This is a genomic window from Pantoea sp. X-Soil-ISGK-355, from assembly GCF_059730805.1.
Map to the genome: position 1 here is coordinate 1,811,935 of NZ_AP035971.1, position 20,320 is coordinate 1,832,254.

Sequence of the window (20,320 nt, forward strand, 5' to 3'; positions counted from 1 at the left end):
TTCTGTTATAGCTGGTCAGGTTCAGGCAAAAAAAAAGCCCATCACAGGGGATGGGCAAAGACTACACACAGCAATTCTTTACGCTACTCAGGGGAATCAGGTTGTCTGAAAATCAATAGCTTGACTTCGAACATAGGAAACATGTTATTCATACCGCTGGCTGGCGTCTTTAAGAATCCTCTTATTAGTTTAAAGCCGATAATCTTTTGTCACCTTTACTTCGCCGTTTGACTTAAGAAACAGTGCAGAAAGTAATCTTTTTTAGGCCGCAAAGGTCAAATAAAGGCCAAAGATGGCTTTTTTCTTAAAAATCGCTAATGGAAAACAGAATTTATCTGATTGGTGAGAGTAGGTGCGGTTAATCATCATTAACCGCACTAATCAATGCTCAAAAGGGGGATTGGCGAAACGCGTTACTGCATCGCATCAGACGGCAGGCGGGGTTCCCTCATGATCGGCCAGCGCATCTGCCACGGCCAGCGGGTCATTATCTGGCGCTGGCGCTTCATGAACCCAGACGGAAACGAGACGGTAAGAAACAGCCAGAACTACCGGCCCGATAAACAAACCAATCATGCCGAAGGCAAACAGGCCACCTATTACGCCAGAGAGGATCAGGATCATCGGCAGATCGGCACCCATCCGGATTAACATGGGGCGCAGAACGTTATCCATTGTACCGACCACACAACTCCAGACCAGCAGCACGGTCCCCCAGGTTGTATCGCCGCTCCAGTAGAGATAGATAATGGCCGGGACCAGCACCAGCAGCGGGCCAAGCTGAACCAGACAGCAGAGGATCATCAGCACCGTTAACAGCGTGGCATAAGGAATGCCGGAGATCGCCAGACCAATACCGCCCAGCACGCCCTGCACCAGTGCCGTCACTACCACGCCAAGCGCCACGGCACGAATGGACTGTGCTGCCAGCAGCACGGCGGCATCACCGCGCCGTCCCGCCATGCGGAAAGCAAAGTGACGGATGCCCTGGGCAGCCTGTTCGCCGCGCCAGTAAAGCAGCACACTGAATAGCAACATCACGCCCAGATGGATCATAAAGCGGCCAAAATGACCGGCCTGCGCGACAAAAAAGCCGGTAGTACGGCCAATGTAGGGCTGAATTTTGGCCATGATGCCGGCACCACCGCTCGCTACCAGCGTGTCATAACTGACATAAAGCTTTTTGCCGACCATCGGCACATCCCTGAGCCACAGCAACTGCGGCATTGTATGACCCTGGGTAACCCAGGCGATAACCGGGGCACTGTTATCGATCAGGCTGCTGACCAGCAGTGCGATAGGGATGATAAACAGCAGCAGCAGCAGCATTGTCATCACGATCACCGCCAGCGAACGGCGCCCCCATAACAGTCGCTGGAATTTCAGCATCAATGGCCAGGTCGCAATCACCACCATGCTGGCCCAGGCAAAGCCCAGAATAAACGGCTGCACCACCCATAAGCAGGCGACGATCAGCAGCAGAATGAACATCAGGGTGAAGAGTATTTGCGGTAAATCCATATCCCGGTACTGGCTTTTCATCATTGACTCATAACCTCGTCTTAATCCTTCATTTCAGGGCATTCGGATGCCCGTTTTTATCATGATCTATTTGCCAGGGTTTAAACAGCGTCGCGGAGAAAGGTTTTTGTCTTTTCTGAAAAAAGGGCAGTCGCAGAAAAAATATGATAAAACGAGAAATCGCTCACGTATAAACGCAAACGTTTACAACACCTTCGGTCAGACAATCATGATCCCACAGATTTCGCAGGCACCGGGCCTCGTTCAACTGGTGCTGACGTTCCTTGAGTCGCTGAAAGAGCAGGGTTTTACCGGCGACATTGCAACCAGCTATGCCGATCGTCTTTCACTCTCCACCGATAACAGCATCTATCAATTGCTGCCCGACGCGGCGCTCTTTCCGCGTTCGACGGCGGACGTTGCGCTGCTGGCCCGTGTGGCTGGAGAAGCACGTTTTGCCAGCCTGGTGTTCACCCCGCGCGGCGGCGGCACCGGCACCAACGGTCAGTCGCTGAATCAGGGCATTGTGGTAGACATGTCGCGCTACATGAACCGCATCCTGGAAATCAATACCGATGAGGGCTGGGTACGCGTCGAAGCCGGCGTCATCAAAGATCAGCTGAATGCCTGGCTGAAGCCTTTCGGCTTTTTCTTTTCGCCTGAATTGTCCACCAGTAACCGCGCCACGCTGGGCGGCATGATCAATACCGACGCGTCGGGCCAGGGATCGCTGGTCTATGGCAAAACCTCAGACCATGTACTGGGCCTGCGCGCCGTGCTGCTGGGCGGCGATATTCTTGATACGCGGCCGATGGCCACCGCGCTGGCTGAAACGCTGGCACAGACGGCAACCCTCGAAGGCCGTATTTATCAGCAGGTGCTGACACGCTGCCGCGAGCACCGCGATCTCATTGTGGAAAAGTTTCCCAGGCTGAATCGCTTCCTGACCGGATATGACCTGCGTCATGTCTTCAGCGACGATATGCAAACCTTTGACCTGACACGTCTGCTATGTGGCGCTGAGGGCACACTGGCCTTTGTCACTGAGGCGCGTCTCGATATCACCCCGCTGCCGAAAGTGCGGCGGCTGGTGAACATTAAATATGACTCCTTCGATTCTGCCCTGCGTAACGCGCCCTTTATGGTGGAAGCGCAGGCGCTGTCAGTTGAGACCGTTGATTCCAAAGTGCTGAACCTGGCGCGGGAAGATATCGTATGGCACTCGGTACGTGAATTGATTGCTGACGTACCCGATAAAGAGATGCTGGGTCTGAACATCGTTGAGTTCGCGGGTGACAATGCCGCGCTCATCGATCAGCAGATCGAAAAACTGTGTGCCCGGCTTGATGCGCTGATGCAGCAGCAGCAGGGCGGCGTGATTGGCTATCAGTTCTGTAACGATCTGGCGGGCATTGAGCGCATCTATAACATGCGTAAAAAAGCGGTAGGTCTGCTGGGAAATGCTAAAGGCCGGGCTAAGCCGATTCCGTTTGTCGAAGATACCGCCGTTCCGCCGGAAAAACTGGCGGACTACATTGTCGAGTTTCGCGCGCTGCTCGACAGTCACGGCCTGAGCTACGGCATGTTTGGTCACGTCGATGCAGGCGTCCTGCACGTGCGTCCGGCGCTGGATATGTGCGATCCGCAGCAAGAGATGATGATGAAACAGATCTCTGACGAAGTGGTGGCGCTGACCGCGCGCTATGGCGGCCTGCTGTGGGGCGAACATGGCAAAGGGTTCCGCGCCCAGTACAGTCCGGCATTTTTCGGTGAGACGCTGTTTAATGAGTTACGTCGCATCAAAGCGGCGTTTGACCCGCTTAACCGCCTGAATCCGGGCAAAATCTGTACGCCCTTTAACAGCAACGACGAGATGATGCAGGTTGATGCGGTTAAGCGCGGAACATACGATCGGCAGATTCCGTTAACGGTCCGGGATGAATGGCGTGGATCGATGGAGTGTAACGGCAACGGGTTATGTTTCAATTTTGATGCCCGCAGCCCGATGTGTCCCTCCATGAAGATCACCCGCAACCGTATTCACTCGCCAAAAGGGCGGGCAACGCTGACGCGGGAGTGGCTGCGGCTGCTGGCCGGGCAGGGCGTTGATCCGCTGGTACTCGAAAAACAGCTGCCGGAAAACAGCCTGTCGCTACGCGGGTTGATCGCCCGTACCCGCAACAGCTGGCACGCCAGCAAAGGGGAGTATGACTTTTCACACGAGGTGAAAGAGGCGATGTCCGGCTGTCTGGCCTGTAAAGCCTGTTCCACCCAGTGTCCGATTAAAATTGACGTACCTGCTTTCCGTTCGCGCTTTCTGCAGCTCTATCACACCCGTTATCTGCGCCCGGTCAGCGATCATCTGGTGGCGGCAGTCGAAGGTTATGCGCCTCTGATGGCGAAGGCACCAAAAGTGTTCAACTTCTTCCTGCGCCAGCCGTGGGTGAAAGAGTTAAGTAAAACGCATATCGGCATGGTCGATCTGCCGCTGCTTTCGTCTCCTAACCTGAAACAGCAGCTCAGCGGCCATCCCGCCATGAACATGACGCTGGAACAGCTGGAGGGACTGACAGCCACGGAACGCGCCAGCTGTGTACTGGTGGTACAGGATCCCTTTACCAGCTTCTATGAGGCACAGCTGGTGAACGATTTTGTCAGGCTGATTGAGAAGCTGGGTTACCGCCCGGTGCTACTGCCTTTCTCGCCAAACGGTAAAGCGCAGCACGTGAAAGGCTTCCTGCAACGTTTCGCACGCACGGCAGCCCGTACCGCTGATTTTCTCAATCGGGTTGCAAAACTGGAACTGCCGATGGTCGGCGTCGATCCGGCTACCGTGCTCTGCTATCGCGATGAGTATCGTCACACGCTGGGTGAATCGCGCGGCGACTTCAACGTATTGCTGGTGCATGAATGGTTAGAGCGTGCCCTGGCAGAACGTGAGGTACAGGCCACGGGCGGGGAGTCCTGGTATCTGTTTGCACACTGCACTGAGGTAACAGCGCTGCCTTCAGCGCCCAACCAGTGGCAGGCGATTTTCTCCCGTTTTGGCGCAAAGCTGGAGAACATTAATGTAGGTTGCTGCGGCATGGCGGGCACTTATGGGCACGAAAGTCAGAACCTTGAAAACTCGCTGGGGATCTATGCGCTCTCCTGGCATCCCCAGCTTCAGCGACTGCCGCGCCAGCGCTGTCTGGCCACCGGCTATTCATGCCGCAGCCAGGTCAAGCGTGTGGAAGGCAACGGCATGCGCCATCCGCTACAGGCATTGTTAACGCTAATGTAAAAAAATTGTGCGCGACGTCACGTCGTGACTGGATTAGAATATCCAGCCTGCGTGACGCACGAAGTCACTTTGCAGCACGGCGGCTTTGTTCCACTCTCCGACCATAGCCAGTTGATGGCAGAGACGGGTCAGGGACAATCGCGCCAGTTGATAGGCCTGAAGGCGAAACAGGCGATCGCGATCGTTGTTTCCCATCTCCTGCACCAACCGGTGATGCAGTTTACCCATCGCATGCAGGTAACTCTGATCGTCACCGTTCAACTGGCAGACTTCTGCCATATCCTGGCAGGCATCGTTAAACTGACGTAGCTGATGAATCGTGCAGTCGGCCCGGTCGAGTTTTGCCTGCGCCATATAAAAGTCGACGGTGATATCACGCACCGAAAACTGGTACTCGTCGATTTTATGCTGCAGCCAGGCGGAGACAGAAAGCATTATGGCGTCACCCTCAATGTTAATGATAATAATTATCATATTCATTTGGGGCGCGATTGCAATTGCAGGAGAGAAAAATTTATCGATTTATCCTGCCTGTCGGTATAATCGGAAATAACAATCTGTTTACATCAGAGAAAGGCGTAACCTATCAATAAGCATTTTTATCAAAAATGGTTATTTCAAATAGAGTGATTTATTAATAGGTTATCACTGGCTTATTGAGACTGACTCTGTTCACACAGGATGAACGGAAGCAGCTATGCTTAATAATTGAGCGAATAAAACAGCACAAGATGATTATCCCTGCAAAACAAGAGGTTGAAGTGATTGGTCAGATCACTACCATAGGGGGATAGCCTGAAAAGGTCCGGACTCAAGAGGTATCAACATGGCATCTGTTAATACAGACTCTTTCTCACCCGACGATTTTGTCTGGAAAGGTCTGACGCTGACTGAAACCGCAGCGCAACAAATTCTCAATCTGGCGGCTCAGGACCCTGAAGTCAAGGGGCTGCGTCTGGGCGTAAAACAATCCGGCTGCGCCGGTTTTGGTTACGTCATGGATCTGGTGAAAGAACCCGTCGAAGACGATCTGCAGTTCTCATTCCACGGCGCAACGCTGTTTGTGCCGCTACAGGCGATGCCATTCGTTGATGGCACTGAACTGGATTACGTTCGCGAAGGCCTGAATCAGATTTTTAAATTCAATAACCCTAAAGCTCAGCACGCCTGCGGGTGCGGTGAGAGCTTTGGCGTCGAGTAAGTGAAATATGTCACGACACAGCGAAACATCTGACGATGTACAAATCTGGGAAGGCAAGCTCAACTACAAAGAGGGCTTCTTTACCCAACTGCAGACCGAAGAATTTGCCAACGGCATCAATGAAGATGTGGTGCGGGCGATCTCGGCTAAGCGTAACGAGCCAGAGTGGATGCTGGAGTTTCGTCTTAAAGCGTTTCGTGCCTGGCTTGAAATGGAAGAGCCGCACTGGCTGAAAGCGCACTACGAAAAACTCGACTATCAGGATTACAGCTACTACTCCGCGCCCTCGTGCGGTAACTGCGATGACACCTGCGCCTCAGAGCCGGGTGTGACGCAGGCTTCAGGCAGCGCGCCAGCCAGCGACTACCTGACGCAGGAAGTGGAGAACGCTTTTAATCAGTTGGGTGTGCCGGTGCGTGAAGGGCGGGAAGTGGCGGTTGACGCCATTTTTGACTCCGTCTCTGTGGCAACCACCTATCGCGGCAAGCTGGCGGAGCAGGGGATTATCTTCTGTTCATTCGGCGAAGCGATTCAGGAACACCCGGAGCTGGTGAAGCAATATCTCGGCACGGTAGTTCCGGCTAACGATAACTTCTTTGCCGCACTGAACTCGGCGGTGGCCTCTGACGGCACCTTCGTCTATATCCCGAAAGGGGTGCGTTGCCCGATGGAGCTGTCGACCTATTTCCGCATTAACGCAGCGAAAACCGGTCAGTTCGAGCGCACCATCCTGATTGCCGATGAAGACAGCTACGTCAGCTACATCGAAGGCTGTTCAGCCCCTGTGCGTGACAGCTATCAGCTGCATGCCGCCGTGGTGGAAGTGATCATCCATAAAAATGCTGAAGTGAAATATTCGACCGTTCAGAACTGGTTCCCTGGCGGCGAAGGCGAGGGCGGTATCCTCAACTTCGTGACCAAGCGTGCGCTGTGTGAAGGTGACCACAGCAAGATGTCCTGGACCCAGTCTGAAACCGGTTCAGCGATCACCTGGAAATACCCGAGCTGCATTCTGCGCGGGGATTATTCGGTGGGTGAGTTCTACTCGGTGGCACTGACCAGCGGTCGTCAGCAGGCCGATACCGGCACCAAGATGATCCACATTGGTAAAAACACCAAATCGACCATTATCTCCAAAGGGATTTCGGCCGGTAAAAGTCAGAACACCTATCGCGGCCTGGTAAAAATCATGCCAACTGCCACCAATGCCCGTAACTTTACGCAGTGTGACTCAATGCTGATCGGCCCTGATTGCGGCGCACATACGTTCCCGTATGTCGAAACCCGCAACAATACTGCCCAGCTTGAGCATGAAGCCACGACTTCACGTATCGGCGAAGACCAGATGTTCTACTGTCTGCAGCGCGGTATCAGTGAAGAAGACGCCATCTCGATGATCGTGAACGGCTTCTGTAAAGACGTATTCTCGGAGCTGCCACTGGAATTTGCTGTGGAAGCCCAGAAATTGTTAGCCATCAGCCTTGAGCACAGTGTGGGCTGATGCCGTCACACGCCTTGCCGGAAGCAATGTGAAGGAATAAGAATGTTAAGCATTAAAGATTTGCAGGTCAGTGTTGAAGATAAAGCCATTCTGCGTGGCCTGAATCTCGAAATTAAACCGGGCGAAGTGCATGCCATCATGGGGCCGAACGGCTCAGGTAAAAGCACGCTGTCAGCCACGCTGGCAGGCCGCGAAGATTATGAAGTCACTGGCGGTTCAGTCAGCTTCAAAGGTAAAGATCTGCTGGAGCTGGCCCCTGAAGAGCGTGCCGGTGAAGGCATTTTTATGGCGTTCCAGTATCCGGTAGAGATTCCGGGCGTCAGCAACCAGTTTTTCCTGCAAACCTCGGTTAATGCGGTGCGCAAATATCGTCAGCAGGACGAGCTGGATCGCTTCGATTTCCAGGACTTCATTGAAGAAAAAATTCAGCTGCTGAAGATGCCGGAAGATCTGCTGACCCGTTCAGTGAACGTTGGCTTCTCAGGTGGTGAGAAGAAACGTAACGACATCCTGCAGATGGCGGCGCTTGAACCTGAGCTTTGCATCCTGGATGAGACTGACTCCGGTCTGGATATTGATGCCCTTAAAATCGTGGCTAATGGCGTGAACAGCCTGCGTGACGAGAAGCGTGCCTTTATCATCGTCACTCACTACCAGCGTATTCTGGACTACATTAAGCCAGACTTCGTTCATGTTCTGTATCAGGGCAAAATCGTGAAATCTGGCGACTTCTCGCTGGTGAAACAGCTGGAGGAGCAAGGTTATGGCTGGCTTACCGACGAAGAGTGATTCTGCGCTGCAACAGTGGCATCACCTGTTTGAATCACGTGGCGACGTGCGTTCTCTGCAGGCACAGCAGCACTGGCAGCAACTGATGCGGGTTGGCCTGCCAACCCGCAAGCATGAAAACTGGAAGTACACGCCGCTGGATACGCTACTGTCCCAGCAGTTCGTGCTGCCCGATGCGCCGCAGACCCTGAGTGCTGAACAGGTTGATGCACTGGCCCTGCCGCTGGATGCGATCCGTCTGGTGTATGTCGACGGTCAGTTCCAGCCCGCCTTCAGCAGCCGCGACGTCGAACTGTTTGAGATCCAGCACAGCGTGGCCGCCGAGCGCCGTCCGCTGCCTGCAGCGGTTCAGCCGGAAGTCTTCCTGCACCTGACCGAGAGTCTGGCAGAAGCGGTGACGACACTGCGTCTGGCACGCGGTAAAGCCGCAGCCCGTCCGGTCTACCTGCTGCATATCACCAGCGGCCAGCAGACGGGCATGAACACAGTTCACTATCGTCATCACCTGCAGCTGGAAGAGAGTGCCGAGGCGGAAGTCATTGAGCACTACGTTTCACTGGATGAGCGCGCCCATTTCACCGGCACGCGCTTTACCTTTGCGATTGGTGACAATGCGAAACTGACTCACACCAAGCTGGCCTTTGAAAGCAGCGCCAGCTACCACTTTGCGCATAACGATCTGGTGATTGGTAACGATGGCCAGGTCAGCAGTACCAGCTTCCTGCTGGGTGCGGGCCTGTCGCGTCACAATACCAGTACTCAGCTGAATGGCGAAAATACCACGCTGGCAATTAACAGCCTGGTTCTGCCGGTGAAACAGGAAGTGGCGGATACCCGTACTTACCTGGAGCACAACAAAGGCCACTGTGTCAGCCGCCAGATGCATAAAACCATCGTGCGTGACAAAGGGCGTGCGGTGTTTAACGGTCATATCAAAGTGGCGCAGCATGCTTTGAAGACCGACGGGCAGATGACCAATAATAACCTGTTGCTGGGCAAGCTTTCTGAAGTCGATACCAAACCGCAGCTCGAAATTTACGCGGATGACGTTAAATGCAGCCACGGTGCTACCATTGGTCGTATTGATGATGAGCAGATGTTCTATCTGCGTTCTCGCGGTATTGAGCAGGATGCGGCACAGACCATGATTATTCATGCGTTTGCAGCTGAACTCACCGAAACACTGGAAAATGAGGTGATGCGTCAGGCCGTGCTGCAGCGTATCGCGCAACGTTTTCCCGGAGGCGACATATGATGAACTTCGATCTCGAACGCGTCAGGGCTGATTTTCCTATCCTGAAGCGTGAGGTCAACGGTCATCCGCTGGCCTATCTTGACAGTGCGGCCAGCGCACAGCGTCCACTCTCGGTGATTAACGCCGAGAGTCATTTCTATCAGCACGGCTATGCGGCCGTGCATCGTGGTATCCATACGCTGAGCCAGCAGGCGACCAGTGATATGGAGAACGTGCGCGATCAGGCTGCCCGTTTCATTAACGCCGGCTCACAGGAAGAGATTATCTTCGTTAAAGGCACCACCGAAGGCATCAACCTGGTGGCGAATACCTGGGGCAGCAGTAACCTCAGGTCTGGCGACAACCTCATCATCACGGAGATGGAGCATCACGCCAATATCGTGCCGTGGCAGATGCTGGCACAGCGTACCGGTGCAGAAGTGCGTGTTCTGCCATTAAATGACAACGGTGAGCTGGCGCTGGAGCAGCTGGCGGGGCTGATAGACAGCCGCACGCGCCTGCTGGCGGTCACGCACGTTTCTAACGTGCTCGGCACCGTTAACCCGGTTAAAGCCATCGTGGCCCAGGCAAAAGCCGCTGGCGTGATTACGCTGGTGGATGGCGCGCAGGCCGTGATGCATGACAAAGTGGATGTGCAGGATATCGGCTGCGACTTCTACGTCTTCTCCAGCCATAAACTCTATGGTCCGAATGGCGTCGGTATTCTCTATGGGCGCAAAGCACTGCTGGATGAGATGCCACCGTGGGAAGGCGGCGGTTCGATGATCGGTCAGGTTCTGCTGCCCACCGGCACCACCTGGAACAGTGCGCCGTGGCGTTTTGAAGCAGGTACACCGAACACCGGCGGCATTATCGGCTTTGGCGCGGCGATGGCCTATGTGCAGGCGCTGGGACTGGATACCATTCATCAGCGTGAGACGGCATTGATGAATTACGCGCTCGATAAGCTGGGCACCGTTCCGGATATTCAGATCTATGGCCCGCAGTCTCGTGCCGGTGTTATTGCCTTTAACCTGGGCAAACATCATGCTTTCGATGTCGGCAGTTTCCTGGATCAATACGGTATTGCCATCCGCACCGGACATCACTGTGCGATGCCACTGATGCAGCACTACAATGTCCCGGCGATGTGCCGTGCTTCCTTCACCTTCTATAACAGTGAAGAGGAAGTGGATCGTCTGGCTGCTGGTTTGGCACGCATTCATCGTCTGCTGGGCGGCTGAACAGTTTTAACGGAGTCACTGATGGCAAATTTGCCTGAAAAAGAGAAACTGGTTCGCAACTTCAACCGTTGCGCTAACTGGGAAGAGAAGTACCTCTACATTATCGAACTGGGTTCAAAGCTTCCGGAATCTTCTGAAACGTTACACCAGCCGGAAAACGCGATTTCGGGTTGCCAGAGTCAGGTGTGGATTAGAATGACCCCGCAGGCCGATGGTTCCATCGCATTTGAAGGTGACAGTGACGCTGCTATTGTTAAAGGTTTGATTGCTATTGTATTTAGTCTCTATCAGAACCTGCCACCCGCTGAAATTCTGGCGCTGGATGTGCGCCACTGGTTTGGCGAACTGGCACTGGTGCAGCACCTGACGCCCACCCGATCGCAGGGGCTGGAGGCGATGATTCGGTCTATTCGCCATACCGCTCAGAACCTCAGCTAAGTTACACTCGACAGACGCCATCCGGCGTCTGTTTTTTTATCTGACGAGAAAATTGCATGAAACCTGCTTTACGTTTAGCCGGTGCATTGCTGCTGACCTGCTTTGGGCTCTCTGCACCCGCATTCGCCACCGAATACCCGCTGCCACCGCCTGACAGTCGCCTGATTGGCGAAAACGTTCTGACTCAGGTTCCTGATGATAAACAACCACTGGAAGCCATTGCAGCCCGCTACCAGGTCGGGCTGCTGGGCATGCTGGAGGCGAATCCCGGCACCGATCCCTGGCTGCCCAAAGCGGGTACCCAACTGACGGTACCGCTGCAGATGATCCTGCCCGACACGCCACGCGAAGGGATTGTGGTGAATCTGGCCGAGCTGCGTCTCTACTACTATCCCAAAGGGGAAGATAAGGTTATCGTCTATCCCATCGGCATTGGCCAATTGGGTGCGGCAACGCCGGTCATGGTGACCCAGATCAGCCAGAAAATCCCGAATCCGACCTGGACCCCCACGGCTAACATTCGCAAGCGCTACGCCAGAGAGGGCATTACATTGCCTGGCGTGGTACCAGCCGGACCGGATAATCCAATGGGACAGTTCGCCATGCGTCTGGCACGGGGTACCGGCCAGTATCTGATCCACGGCACCAATGCGAAGTTTGGCATCGGCATGCGGGTCAGTTCAGGCTGTATCCGTCTGCGTTCAGAGGATATAGAAGCGCTGTTCAACGCCGTCCCCAAAGGCACGCGTGTTCAGATCATCAATCAGCCGGTTAAGTACGCGGTGGAGCCGGATGGAAAACGCTACGTGGAAGTGCATCAGCCGCTGTCGCGTAACGATAAAGACGATCCACAGACCATGCCCATTGCGATTGGCAGTGACCTGAAGAAATTCATGAAGAGTGCTAAGAGTGATAGCGCGCTGATTAAAGCCAGCTTAACGCGACGCTCAGGCATGCCTGTACTGGTCAGCAGTGGCGAGCCGGTGCAAAGTGATACCGTGCCGCCTGCGGGGCTGGAGAGTGCATCTGTGGGGGCTGATAGCCCGGTGACACAGGCTGAGGGTAACGCGGTTCAACCCTGACTGGATAAGTGTCTGTGGAGGGCACTGAATTCGGAGCAAAAAAAATGGCGCCATAAAGGCGCCATTTTTAAACCAGAACTCTTACTTACGGTAAGAGTGAGCCTGGTTGTCCAGACGCTGGTTAGCGCGAGCTGCGTCATCTTTAGCAGCCTGAACGTCTGAACGCACTGCGTTCACGTCGTTGCTCAGCTGGTCAACTTTAGCGTTCAGAGTCTGAACGTCTGAAGACAGCTGGTCGATTTTAGCGTTGCTTGAGCAACCAGCCAGCATAGTTGAAGCCAGAACTACCGCGCCCAGTACCAGTTTAGTACGATTCATTATTTATACCCTCTAGATTGAGTTAATCTCCATGTAGCGTTACAAGTATTACACAAAGCTTTTTAAGTTGAGAATAAATTTTTGATGAGAAGATGCTTAAATTTGATCGTTCGCTCAAAGAAGCAGCGAATCCCAGAATATGATAAAAAAATTTAGCGAAAACAGAGAGATTTAATCGGGTTAACCTTAATATTAAGAGTATTTGAATAGTTATTTTCGATTGGAATTTTCCGGGATTTGGTTTAAGTAGAAATAAAAAAAGCGCCTCATTAAGGCGCTTTAAAATAATGGCAAAAAAGAGTTTTACAGTACGTGTACAGAGGCGGTGTTGGTAGTTCCGCTTGGTACTAATGCACCTGACACCAGCACCACAACATCACCTTTCTGTCCATAACCACTTTCCAGCGCGGCTTCTTTACCCAGACGATAGAAATCATCGGTTGAGGCGATTTCAGTGACCAGACGGGTCTCAATCCCTTTGCTCAGGATCAGCTGACGTGCGGTGGTCTGATTGGTGGTCAGTGCCAGAATGGTGGCGTTCGGGAAATATTTACGTACGGCTTTAGCAGACTTACCACCTTCGGTCGCGACCACAATCAGTGGCGCTTCCAGCTTCTCAGCCGTCTCTACCGCACCACGGCAGACTGCTTCAGTGATACGCAGCTTGCGGGTATCGTTCTGGCTGTCGATGCGTGACTTCATGACGCGGTCGGTACGCTCACAGATGGTCGCCATGATGGTGACCGACTCCAGCGGATAACGACCCTTAGCGCTCTCACCGGACAGCATGACTGCATCGGTACCGTCGAGGATGGCGTTCGCTACGTCACCGGCTTCTGCACGGGTAGGGCGCGGGTTCTTGATCATGGAATCAAGCATCTGCGTCGCGGTGATAACAACTTTGCGTGCTTTATTACATTTTTTGATCATCATCTTCTGCGCGAAGATCACTTCTTCGACCGGGATCTCAACACCCAGGTCACCACGCGCAACCATGATGCCGTCTGACGCTTCGAGAATTTCGTCGAAGTTATTCAGGCCTTCCTGGTTTTCGATTTTAGAGATGATCTGGATATGCTCGCCGCCGTGCTGTTTCAGGTGCTCACGAATTTCCAGGACGTCTGAACGCTTGCGGATGAAAGAGGCGGCGACAAAATCTACGCCCTGCTCACAACCAAAAATCAGGTCGCGCTTGTCTTTTTCAGCCAGAGCAGGCAGCTGGATGGAGACGCCCGGCAGGTTAACGCCTTTGTTCTCACCAAGATCGCCATTGTTCAGGACTTTGCACACGACGGTATTTTCAGTGACTTCGGTCACTTCCATGCCAATCAGTCCATCGTCGACCAGCACGGTGTTACCAATTTTCAGGTCGGCTGTGAAACCCGGGTAGGTCACCGCAACGCGTTCGCTGTTGCCGATCACACTCTGGTCGGTAGTGAAGGTAAAGGTCTGGCCAGCTTTTAGCACCGCATCGTTGCCGCCTTCCAGCTTCATGGTGCGGATTTCAGGGCCTTTGGTGTCCAGCAGGATAGCCGCCTGACGACCGGTTTTTTGCATGACGGCACGCATATTAGTTATGCGTTGACCATGCTCAGCGTAGTCGCCGTGAGAGAAGTTAAGACGCATAACATTCATGCCCGCTTCAAGCAGTTGAGTCAGCATCTCTTCGGATTCGGTTTTCGGGCCGATTGTACAAACGATTTTAGTCTTTTTCATGACGGATTTTCTGTAAGTTGTGATGGATGAATAAGGGCGAAATCCGATGGCAGCGCATCGAAGTGAAAATTCTGATTGAGACTGAAATGGGCAGTACTGAGTAAGAATAGGTGACGAAGGCCAGGCGTGCAGGGAAGTTGTGTGGTTACGGTTGGTAACCACCACGCTGTTGTTGCGCAAATCATTTGAGTTATCGCAGTAAGCACGTGATCGCTGAAACCTTTCAAGTAAGCAACGCGGGACAGTATAGACGCTAAGTATGCGAAAACCAATCAAAAAGCAGAGGGGGGAGCGATGCAGATCAATAAAAGGGAGAGTTGCGCAAGCTGAAGAAATTCTGAAAGTGGTGCGCTCTAATGGACTCGAACCATCGACCCCCACCATGTCAAGGTGGTGCTCTAACCAACTGAGCTAAGAGCGCATACTGAATATTGGTGCGTCCGAGTGGACTCGAACCACCGACCCCCACCATGTCAAGGTGGTGCTCTAACCAACTGAGCTACGGACGCACTTGGTGCGCTCTAATGGACTCGAACCATCGACCCCCACCATGTCAAGGTGGTGCTCTAACCAACTGAGCTAAGAGCGCAACATGCTGTCAGGGCGACAGCGGGGACGAATATTAACGGCAGCGCAGAAGCCTGGCAAGGGGAAAATAGTTTTTTCGCCATGACTGAGCAGCAACTGTGCTAACCGTCGTTTTTTTCGTCATCGCGGGCCATAATTAACCCGCTTTTACGGTTATCGCGCCGCGCGCGCCAGAATGATTTCCGCAGGTGACCGCTGTAAGCGTCTGATGCGCCAGATCATCATGACTGCCGCCGAGGTCAGACCGATAATAAAGCCGCACCAGAAGCCTGCTGGCCCCATCCGGGGCACCAGCCAGTCAGTCAGCGCCAGCAGATACCCGGCGGGCAGTCCCAGCAGCCAGTAAGCGATAAAGGTAATAAAGAAAATGGACCTTGTGTCTTTATACCCACGCAGGATCCCGCTGCCAATCACCTGTATCGAGTCCGAGAACTGATAAATCGCTGCCAGCAGCATCAACTGCGCCGCCAGTGTGACCACTTCAGGGTTGTCGTTATAGAGCAGGGCAATCTGGTGACGAAACGTCACGGTAAAAATCGCGGTCAGCGCTGCCATGCTGATGCCCACACCCTGAGCGGTCCAGGCGGCGACTTTTGCCTGCTCGGTAGAACCCTGACCCAGACGATAGCCGACGCGGATGGTGGTTGCGACGCCCAGCGACAGCGGTAATACAAACATCAGTGAACTGAAGTTCAGCGCGATCTGGTGACCGGCCACATTCACGATCCCCAGTGGTGAAACCAGCAGGGCCACAACGGCAAATAGCGTGACCTCAAAGAACAGCGCCAGTGCCACCGGCAATCCCAGCGTCATGAGACGGCTCAGAATCGGACGCGAAGGCGGCGACCAGTGGCTCTCCATACGGATATCGCGCATGCTGCCCATCCGGCGCACCCAGAAGCGCATGCAGATAAACATCACCCAGTAGACCGATGCCGTTGCCACGCCGCAGCCGACACCGCCCAACGCGGGCATGCCGAAGTGGCCGTAGATAAAGACATAGTTCAGCGGGATGTTAAACATCAGGCCCAGAAAGCCCAGCACCATGCCGGGTTTGGTTTTCGACAGCCCCTCGCACTGATTACGCAGCACCTGAAAGAAGAGATAGCCTGGCGCGCCGAACAGCAGGGCATGCAGATAGCCCTCGGCTTTAAGCGCCAGCGCGGGATCGATGTCATGCATCGCCCGGATAAGATAACCGGCGTGCCACAGCAGCACCATAATCAGCAGTGAGACAAAAAAGGCGAGCCAGTAGCCCTGGCGGATCTGTTCGCCGATGCGTTCGCGGCGGCCTGAACCGTTGAGTTGCGCAACGGTGGGCGTCAATGCAAGCAGAAGACCATGACCAAACAGGATGGCCGGAAGCCAGACAGAGGTGCCGACAGCAACGGCGGCCATATCCGTGGCGCTGACTGCGCCGGCCATAATGGTATCCACAAATCCCATTGCGGTTTGGGCCACCTGAGCAAGGATGACCGGAATCGCAAGGGCCAGCAATTGACGCGCTTCTGTTAAATACTTCTGCACGTTAACACCTGACTTATTAAATGAATTAAAAGGGCAGAAAAGCCCTTGGGAATAGCGCGAACCAGTGTAACCGGGGTAACAGAATTCGCCAATCTTTGTCACACAATGCGTTTTGCCACAGATTACAGAGGCGGCGCGGGCTGAATTCTAACAGCCTACCGGAGCTGTGATAAACTAGCGTAAACTTCGCAGAGGCAAAGACTATGTTTACCGGTATTGTGCAGGGCACCGCAGAAATCGTGTCCATTGAAGAAAAAGAACTGTTTCGTACCCACACTGTCCGACTGCCGGAAGAGCTCTTACCGGGCCTGGCGCTGGGCGCATCTGTTGCCCATAACGGTTGCTGTTTAACCGTAACGGCCATTGAAGGCGATTGCGTCAGTTTTGATTTAATTAAAGAGACGCTGCGGGTCACTAACCTTGGCGATTTACGTCAGGGCGATGTGGTTAATATTGAGCGTGCAGCGAAATTCAGCGATGAAATAGGCGGTCATCTGATGTCAGGTCATATTATGACCACCGCTGAAATCTGCAAGATTATCCAGTCAGAACACAATCGCGAAGTCTGGTTTAAAATCCAGGATCCAATGCAGATGAAATATATCCTGCATAAAGGTTTTGTCGGTATCGACGGCATCAGCCTGACGGTAGGCGATGTGACAAAGACTAAATTCTGTGTCTATCTGATCCCGGAAACGCTGGAGCGCACCACTCTGGGCGCGAAGACGTTTGGCGACCGGGTCAATATTGAGATCGATCCGCACACGCAGGCAATCGTAGAGACCGTTGAGCGGGTGTTAGCACAGCGCGATGCCGCGGCGGCAATGAGCATGCTGACCGGCCATCCAGCCTCCGAGAATGAATAAAAGGCGTGTAAGCGCTGCAGGCAGCCAAATCGGTTTTAATCTGTCAGCATTATAAAAGTTCAGGGCGCAGGGAATCAGGTCAGAAGAGGAAAGCGTCTCGCGCTATGGACAAAAACGCCAGGCGTTTTTGAACAACGCAACGTGTTGGCCCGTTAACGGGCGCACCTCAGGGATGAGGTGCATAATCGCGCGGGCCGAACATGTCAGGGATGACGGGTTTTGCGACTTTCCAATCTGACCCCGTTTCGTGCGCAACGCTCCCTGTTAAAGCAAAACAGACCTTTCTTTTCAGGTCTTCGGCCGGGAAAGCGCCTTCGTAATTACCAGCTTTTATACTCCCTATCGCGCCACCCGTAATCCACCCTCAACACCGCGGCTGAACACAATCTGCCACAGCTGAATATCGCGCGCCCGGAAGGCACCGGCACAGGCATTGAGATAATAGGAGAACATTCGCTTAAAGCGTTCGCCATAGTTGTCGGCCAGCGCCGGCCAGGCCTGCAAAAAGCGCTCATGCCAGGCCATCAACGTTTTGTCGTAATCGGCCCCGAAGTTATGCCAGTCTTCCAGAATAAAATGCGGCTCGCTGGCATCCGCCACGTGACGCACTGAAGGCAGGCAGCCGTTAGGGAAGATATATTTGTCAATCCAGGGATCGACGCTCATATCGGTTTTAATCGCGCCAATGGTGTGAAGAAGGAAAATACCGTCAGGTTTTAAATTACGATCAACCACATCAAAATAGGTGGCGTAATTCTTTGGCCCGACATGCTCGAACATGCCTACTGAAACGATGCGATCAAACTGCTCATTCAGATCGCGATAATCCTGCAACAGAATCGTGACATCTAATCCGCTACAGCGCTGCTGCGCCAGTTTCTGTTGTTCGGCGGAAATCGTCACGCCATGCACTTTAACGCCATAATGACATGCGGCAAATTCCGCGAGTCCGCCCCAGCCACAGCCGATATCCAGCAGCGACATTCCCGGTTCCAGCGCTAATTTACGGCAAATCATATCCAGCTTGGCTTCCTGCGCCGTCGCCAGGGTCGTGGCCTCTTTCCAGTAGCCACAGGAATATTGCATATAGGGGTCAAGCATCAGTGAAAAGAGATCGTTACCCAGGTCGTAATGCTCTTTACCGACAATCCAGGCCCGCTTTTTCGACTGCAGATTGGTTAAGCGGGCAGCGGCGATGCGCAGCGTATCTTTAAAGTGATGCGGGAGTTGCTGATCGAGTTTATGTTTAAGCACCTGATGGAAGAAAATATCCAGCCGGTCGCACTCCCACCACCCATCCATGTAGCTCTCACCGAGCCCAAGCGATCCTTCCTGCAGAACGCGCTTAAAAAAGCCGGGATGATTAATATGAATATCCCAGGGACGTGAACCATTAATTTCAATATCCGCTTTTTCCAGCATTTCGTGGACGATGCGATACCAATGGTTTTCTTCAGGGCTCACTGCTTCTGCATAAGATGAACTCATAGCTTTTCCACCACCTGTCCAATCTGAACCTGAACAAAGAGTAGTCAATTTTGTCAGGCATTGAGAAACGGTACGGATGATTCCGCACACCGGTTGACTGTGTGATACAGAGGACTGGAATAGCCTGCAGCAGGTCGGTCAGGCTAAGAATAACGCGCGCGAATACCGTCCCGGCAACAGGGTGCCAATCAGATTATTACGTTAGTATATTATTGATTTATTACAGGTTTGTTGACCCGAATGAGTATATTCTCACGCGGGTCAATATTCAATGACTTATTGTTAGGATGCTAACGAAAAAGTCAATGTGTCACTGGTTATCCTGGCAGGCAGGTTGCGGAGAGGCAACAACAGATTGTGCGCTTGCGGTACGCTGCATGGCGTAACCGAGTAGCGCCAGCAGAATCGTTACCGTCATTATCAGCGTAGTGGTAAACAGCGCCTGGGTTAATCCGGCAGAGACTGCCAGGCTTGCAGCGAAGCAGAGTCCGAGTTGTAAGGTGTTCTGCAATGCGGCCGCTTTACCGGTGGCGTGCGGGAAGGGCGTCAGCGCACTGGAAACCACAATCGGATAAATTGCGCCGTTAGCCAGCGCCATCCCACAGAACGGCACCATCAGGCTCACCAGCGTACTGTTGCCTGCAAGTGCAACAGCAAACAGCGCCAGAATGCTCAGGCTGTAGACGCCTAACAGCCAGGGGAGCAGCTGTGCGCCGTTAAAGCGGTTGAGCAGGGCGCGACAGCCAAATCCACCGATTAAAAAGGCGAGGGTCTGGGGTACATAACTCAGGCCGATATCGGCGGGCGAGAGACCCAGATCCGCCAGAATGAACGGCGATCCGGTCAGCCAGGCAAAGAAGCTGGCAGAACAGGCAGAGTAGATCAGCACGTTGCCGCTGTAGACCCGGGATTTCAGCAGGGTGAGAAAGCCGGGCTGTGCTCCTTTTTCGCGTGCTTCCGGGCGTACTGTGGGCAGACGCAGGGTGGTCAGAATCAACGCCACCGCAATCAGTGTCAGCACCAGAAAAATCGAACGCCAGTGGAAGTGACCGATCAGCCAGGCACCCAGCAACGGGGCCAGCGCCGGGGAGAGCGCAACCAGCGGCATAATCGTTGCAAAGACTTTGTTGGCGCGCGCGGCGGGGTAGCGATCCACCACCAATGCCTGCCAGCTCACGGCGGCAGCACAGACGCCAATGGCCTGCACAAAGCGCAGCGCCAGCATCAGAGTAATATCATTCACCCACAGCATGCCCGCACAGCCGACGCCAAACAGGGTCAGTCCGGCCAGCAGCACCGGCTTACGGCCGATGCGGTCGGAGAGCGGTCCCCAGAAAAGCTGACCCACGGCAAAGCCTCCCAGAAAGAGGCTCATACTGGCGCTAATCAGGCCGGGCGAGGTATTAAAGGTGTGCTGCATCGCACCAAAGGCGGGCAGATACATGTCAGTGGCTAAAAATCCGAGCATGCTCAGCAGGGCAAGATAGGGCATAAATCCTTTATTCGACAGCATCTCATTCTCAT

At 53.7% G+C, this 20,320-nt stretch carries 16 protein-coding genes, 3 tRNA genes and 1 other RNA gene; 9 read left to right on the forward strand and 11 right to left on the reverse strand.

All coding sequences use genetic code 11. The features are described 5' to 3' along the window. Nucleotides 1-26: 26 nt before the first annotated feature. Both rprA and ydiK read right to left on the reverse strand, forming a co-directional pair. Nucleotides 27-134: antisense sRNA RprA (gene rprA, locus AC6I8J_RS08335), an RNA gene on the reverse strand. Nucleotides 135-426: 292 nt separating this feature from the next. Further along, on the reverse strand, nt 427-1,545 hold the full coding sequence (gene ydiK, locus AC6I8J_RS08340) for an AI-2E family transporter YdiK (protein WP_371876300.1): 1,119 nt from the start codon (nt 1,543-1,545) through the stop codon (nt 427-429). A gap of 205 nt (nt 1,546-1,750) precedes the next feature. Between ydiK and ydiJ the strand changes: the two genes are divergently transcribed. Next, nucleotides 1,751-4,804: a D-2-hydroxyglutarate dehydrogenase YdiJ gene (gene ydiJ / locus AC6I8J_RS08345; RefSeq protein ID WP_497825251.1), complete on the forward strand. Its 3,054-nt coding sequence runs from the start codon at nt 1,751-1,753 to the stop codon at nt 4,802-4,804. Nucleotides 4,805-4,837: 33 nt separating this feature from the next. Here the strand turns inward: ydiJ and AC6I8J_RS08350 are convergent, their stop codons facing one another. Continuing rightward, nucleotides 4,838-5,242 (reverse strand): hypothetical protein, encoded by a 405-nt coding sequence (locus tag AC6I8J_RS08350; protein ID WP_161736479.1) that lies wholly within the window; start codon nt 5,240-5,242, stop codon nt 4,838-4,840. Between the two features lie 388 nt (nt 5,243-5,630). On the opposite strand from AC6I8J_RS08350, the gene sufA reads away from it, so the two are divergent. From sufA to AC6I8J_RS08385, 7 genes are read left to right on the forward strand one after another with little or no spacing between them, the layout of a single operon-like run. Continuing rightward, nucleotides 5,631-6,005 (forward strand): Fe-S cluster assembly scaffold SufA, encoded by a 375-nt coding sequence (gene sufA / locus AC6I8J_RS08355; protein WP_003853229.1) that lies wholly within the window; start codon nt 5,631-5,633, stop codon nt 6,003-6,005. Between the two features lie 7 nt (nt 6,006-6,012). Beyond that, a complete protein-coding gene (gene sufB, locus AC6I8J_RS08360) occupies nt 6,013-7,506 on the forward strand; it encodes a Fe-S cluster assembly protein SufB (RefSeq protein WP_013357696.1) in 1,494 nt (497 codons plus the stop codon). Nucleotides 7,507-7,548: 42 nt separating this feature from the next. Beyond that, complete coding sequence (sufC, locus tag AC6I8J_RS08365) at nt 7,549-8,295, forward strand: Fe-S cluster assembly ATPase SufC (RefSeq protein ID WP_161736468.1); 747 nt, start codon at nt 7,549-7,551, stop codon at nt 8,293-8,295. Then, the gene (gene sufD / locus AC6I8J_RS08370; protein WP_161736469.1) at nt 8,270-9,550 is read left to right on the forward strand and encodes a Fe-S cluster assembly protein SufD; all 1,281 of its coding nucleotides are present in this window, start codon (nt 8,270-8,272) and stop codon (nt 9,548-9,550) included. The genes sufC and sufD overlap by 26 nt, the downstream gene beginning before the upstream one ends. Beyond that, on the forward strand, nt 9,550-10,773 hold the full coding sequence (gene sufS, locus AC6I8J_RS08375) for a cysteine desulfurase SufS (RefSeq protein ID WP_161736480.1): 1,224 nt from the start codon (nt 9,550-9,552) through the stop codon (nt 10,771-10,773). The genes sufD and sufS overlap by 1 nt, the downstream gene beginning before the upstream one ends. A gap of 21 nt (nt 10,774-10,794) precedes the next feature. After that, nucleotides 10,795-11,211, forward strand: coding sequence for a cysteine desulfuration protein SufE (gene sufE / locus AC6I8J_RS08380; protein ID WP_161736470.1), 417 nt, complete (start codon nt 10,795-10,797; stop codon nt 11,209-11,211). A 56-nt stretch (nt 11,212-11,267) separates the two neighbouring features. Next, nucleotides 11,268-12,293 carry a L,D-transpeptidase family protein gene (locus AC6I8J_RS08385; protein WP_161736471.1) on the forward strand — a complete coding sequence of 342 codons (1,026 nt, stop codon included), beginning with the start codon at nt 11,268-11,270 and terminating at the stop codon, nt 12,291-12,293. Between the two features lie 81 nt (nt 12,294-12,374). On the opposite strand, the gene AC6I8J_RS08390 is transcribed toward AC6I8J_RS08385, so the two are convergent. The 6 genes from AC6I8J_RS08390 to AC6I8J_RS08415 form a co-directional block, all read right to left on the reverse strand. Further along, entirely contained in the window at nt 12,375-12,611 is a 237-nt protein-coding gene (locus AC6I8J_RS08390; RefSeq protein ID WP_003853216.1) for a major outer membrane lipoprotein, read from the reverse strand. A gap of 303 nt (nt 12,612-12,914) precedes the next feature. After that, nucleotides 12,915-14,327 (reverse strand): pyruvate kinase PykF, encoded by a 1,413-nt coding sequence (pykF, locus tag AC6I8J_RS08395; RefSeq protein WP_161736472.1) that lies wholly within the window; start codon nt 14,325-14,327, stop codon nt 12,915-12,917. Nucleotides 14,328-14,671: 344 nt separating this feature from the next. Beyond that, a tRNA-Val gene (locus tag AC6I8J_RS08400) sits at nt 14,672-14,748 on the reverse strand. Nucleotides 14,749-14,759: 11 nt separating this feature from the next. Beyond that, a tRNA-Val gene (locus AC6I8J_RS08405) sits at nt 14,760-14,836 on the reverse strand. 3 nt (nt 14,837-14,839) lie between these two features. Further along, nucleotides 14,840-14,916: transfer RNA gene (locus tag AC6I8J_RS08410), tRNA-Val, on the reverse strand. 152 nt (nt 14,917-15,068) lie between these two features. Further along, nucleotides 15,069-16,442: an MATE family efflux transporter gene (locus AC6I8J_RS08415; protein WP_161736473.1), complete on the reverse strand. Its 1,374-nt coding sequence runs from the start codon at nt 16,440-16,442 to the stop codon at nt 15,069-15,071. A 203-nt stretch (nt 16,443-16,645) separates the two neighbouring features. Between AC6I8J_RS08415 and AC6I8J_RS08420 the strand changes: the two genes are divergently transcribed. Continuing rightward, nucleotides 16,646-17,308: a riboflavin synthase subunit alpha gene (locus AC6I8J_RS08420; protein WP_497825252.1), complete on the forward strand. Its 663-nt coding sequence runs from the start codon at nt 16,646-16,648 to the stop codon at nt 17,306-17,308. A 339-nt stretch (nt 17,309-17,647) separates the two neighbouring features. Here AC6I8J_RS08420 and cfa read toward each other — a convergent pair whose 3' ends face one another. Beyond that, nucleotides 17,648-18,796, reverse strand: a complete 1,149-nt coding sequence (gene cfa / locus AC6I8J_RS08425; protein WP_497825253.1) for a cyclopropane fatty acyl phospholipid synthase — start codon at nt 18,794-18,796, stop codon at nt 17,648-17,650. Between the two features lie 310 nt (nt 18,797-19,106). Beyond that, nucleotides 19,107-20,309 carry a purine nucleoside transporter PunC gene (punC, locus tag AC6I8J_RS08430; RefSeq protein WP_161736476.1) on the reverse strand — a complete coding sequence of 401 codons (1,203 nt, stop codon included), beginning with the start codon at nt 20,307-20,309 and terminating at the stop codon, nt 19,107-19,109. Nucleotides 20,310-20,320 lie beyond the last annotated feature (11 nt).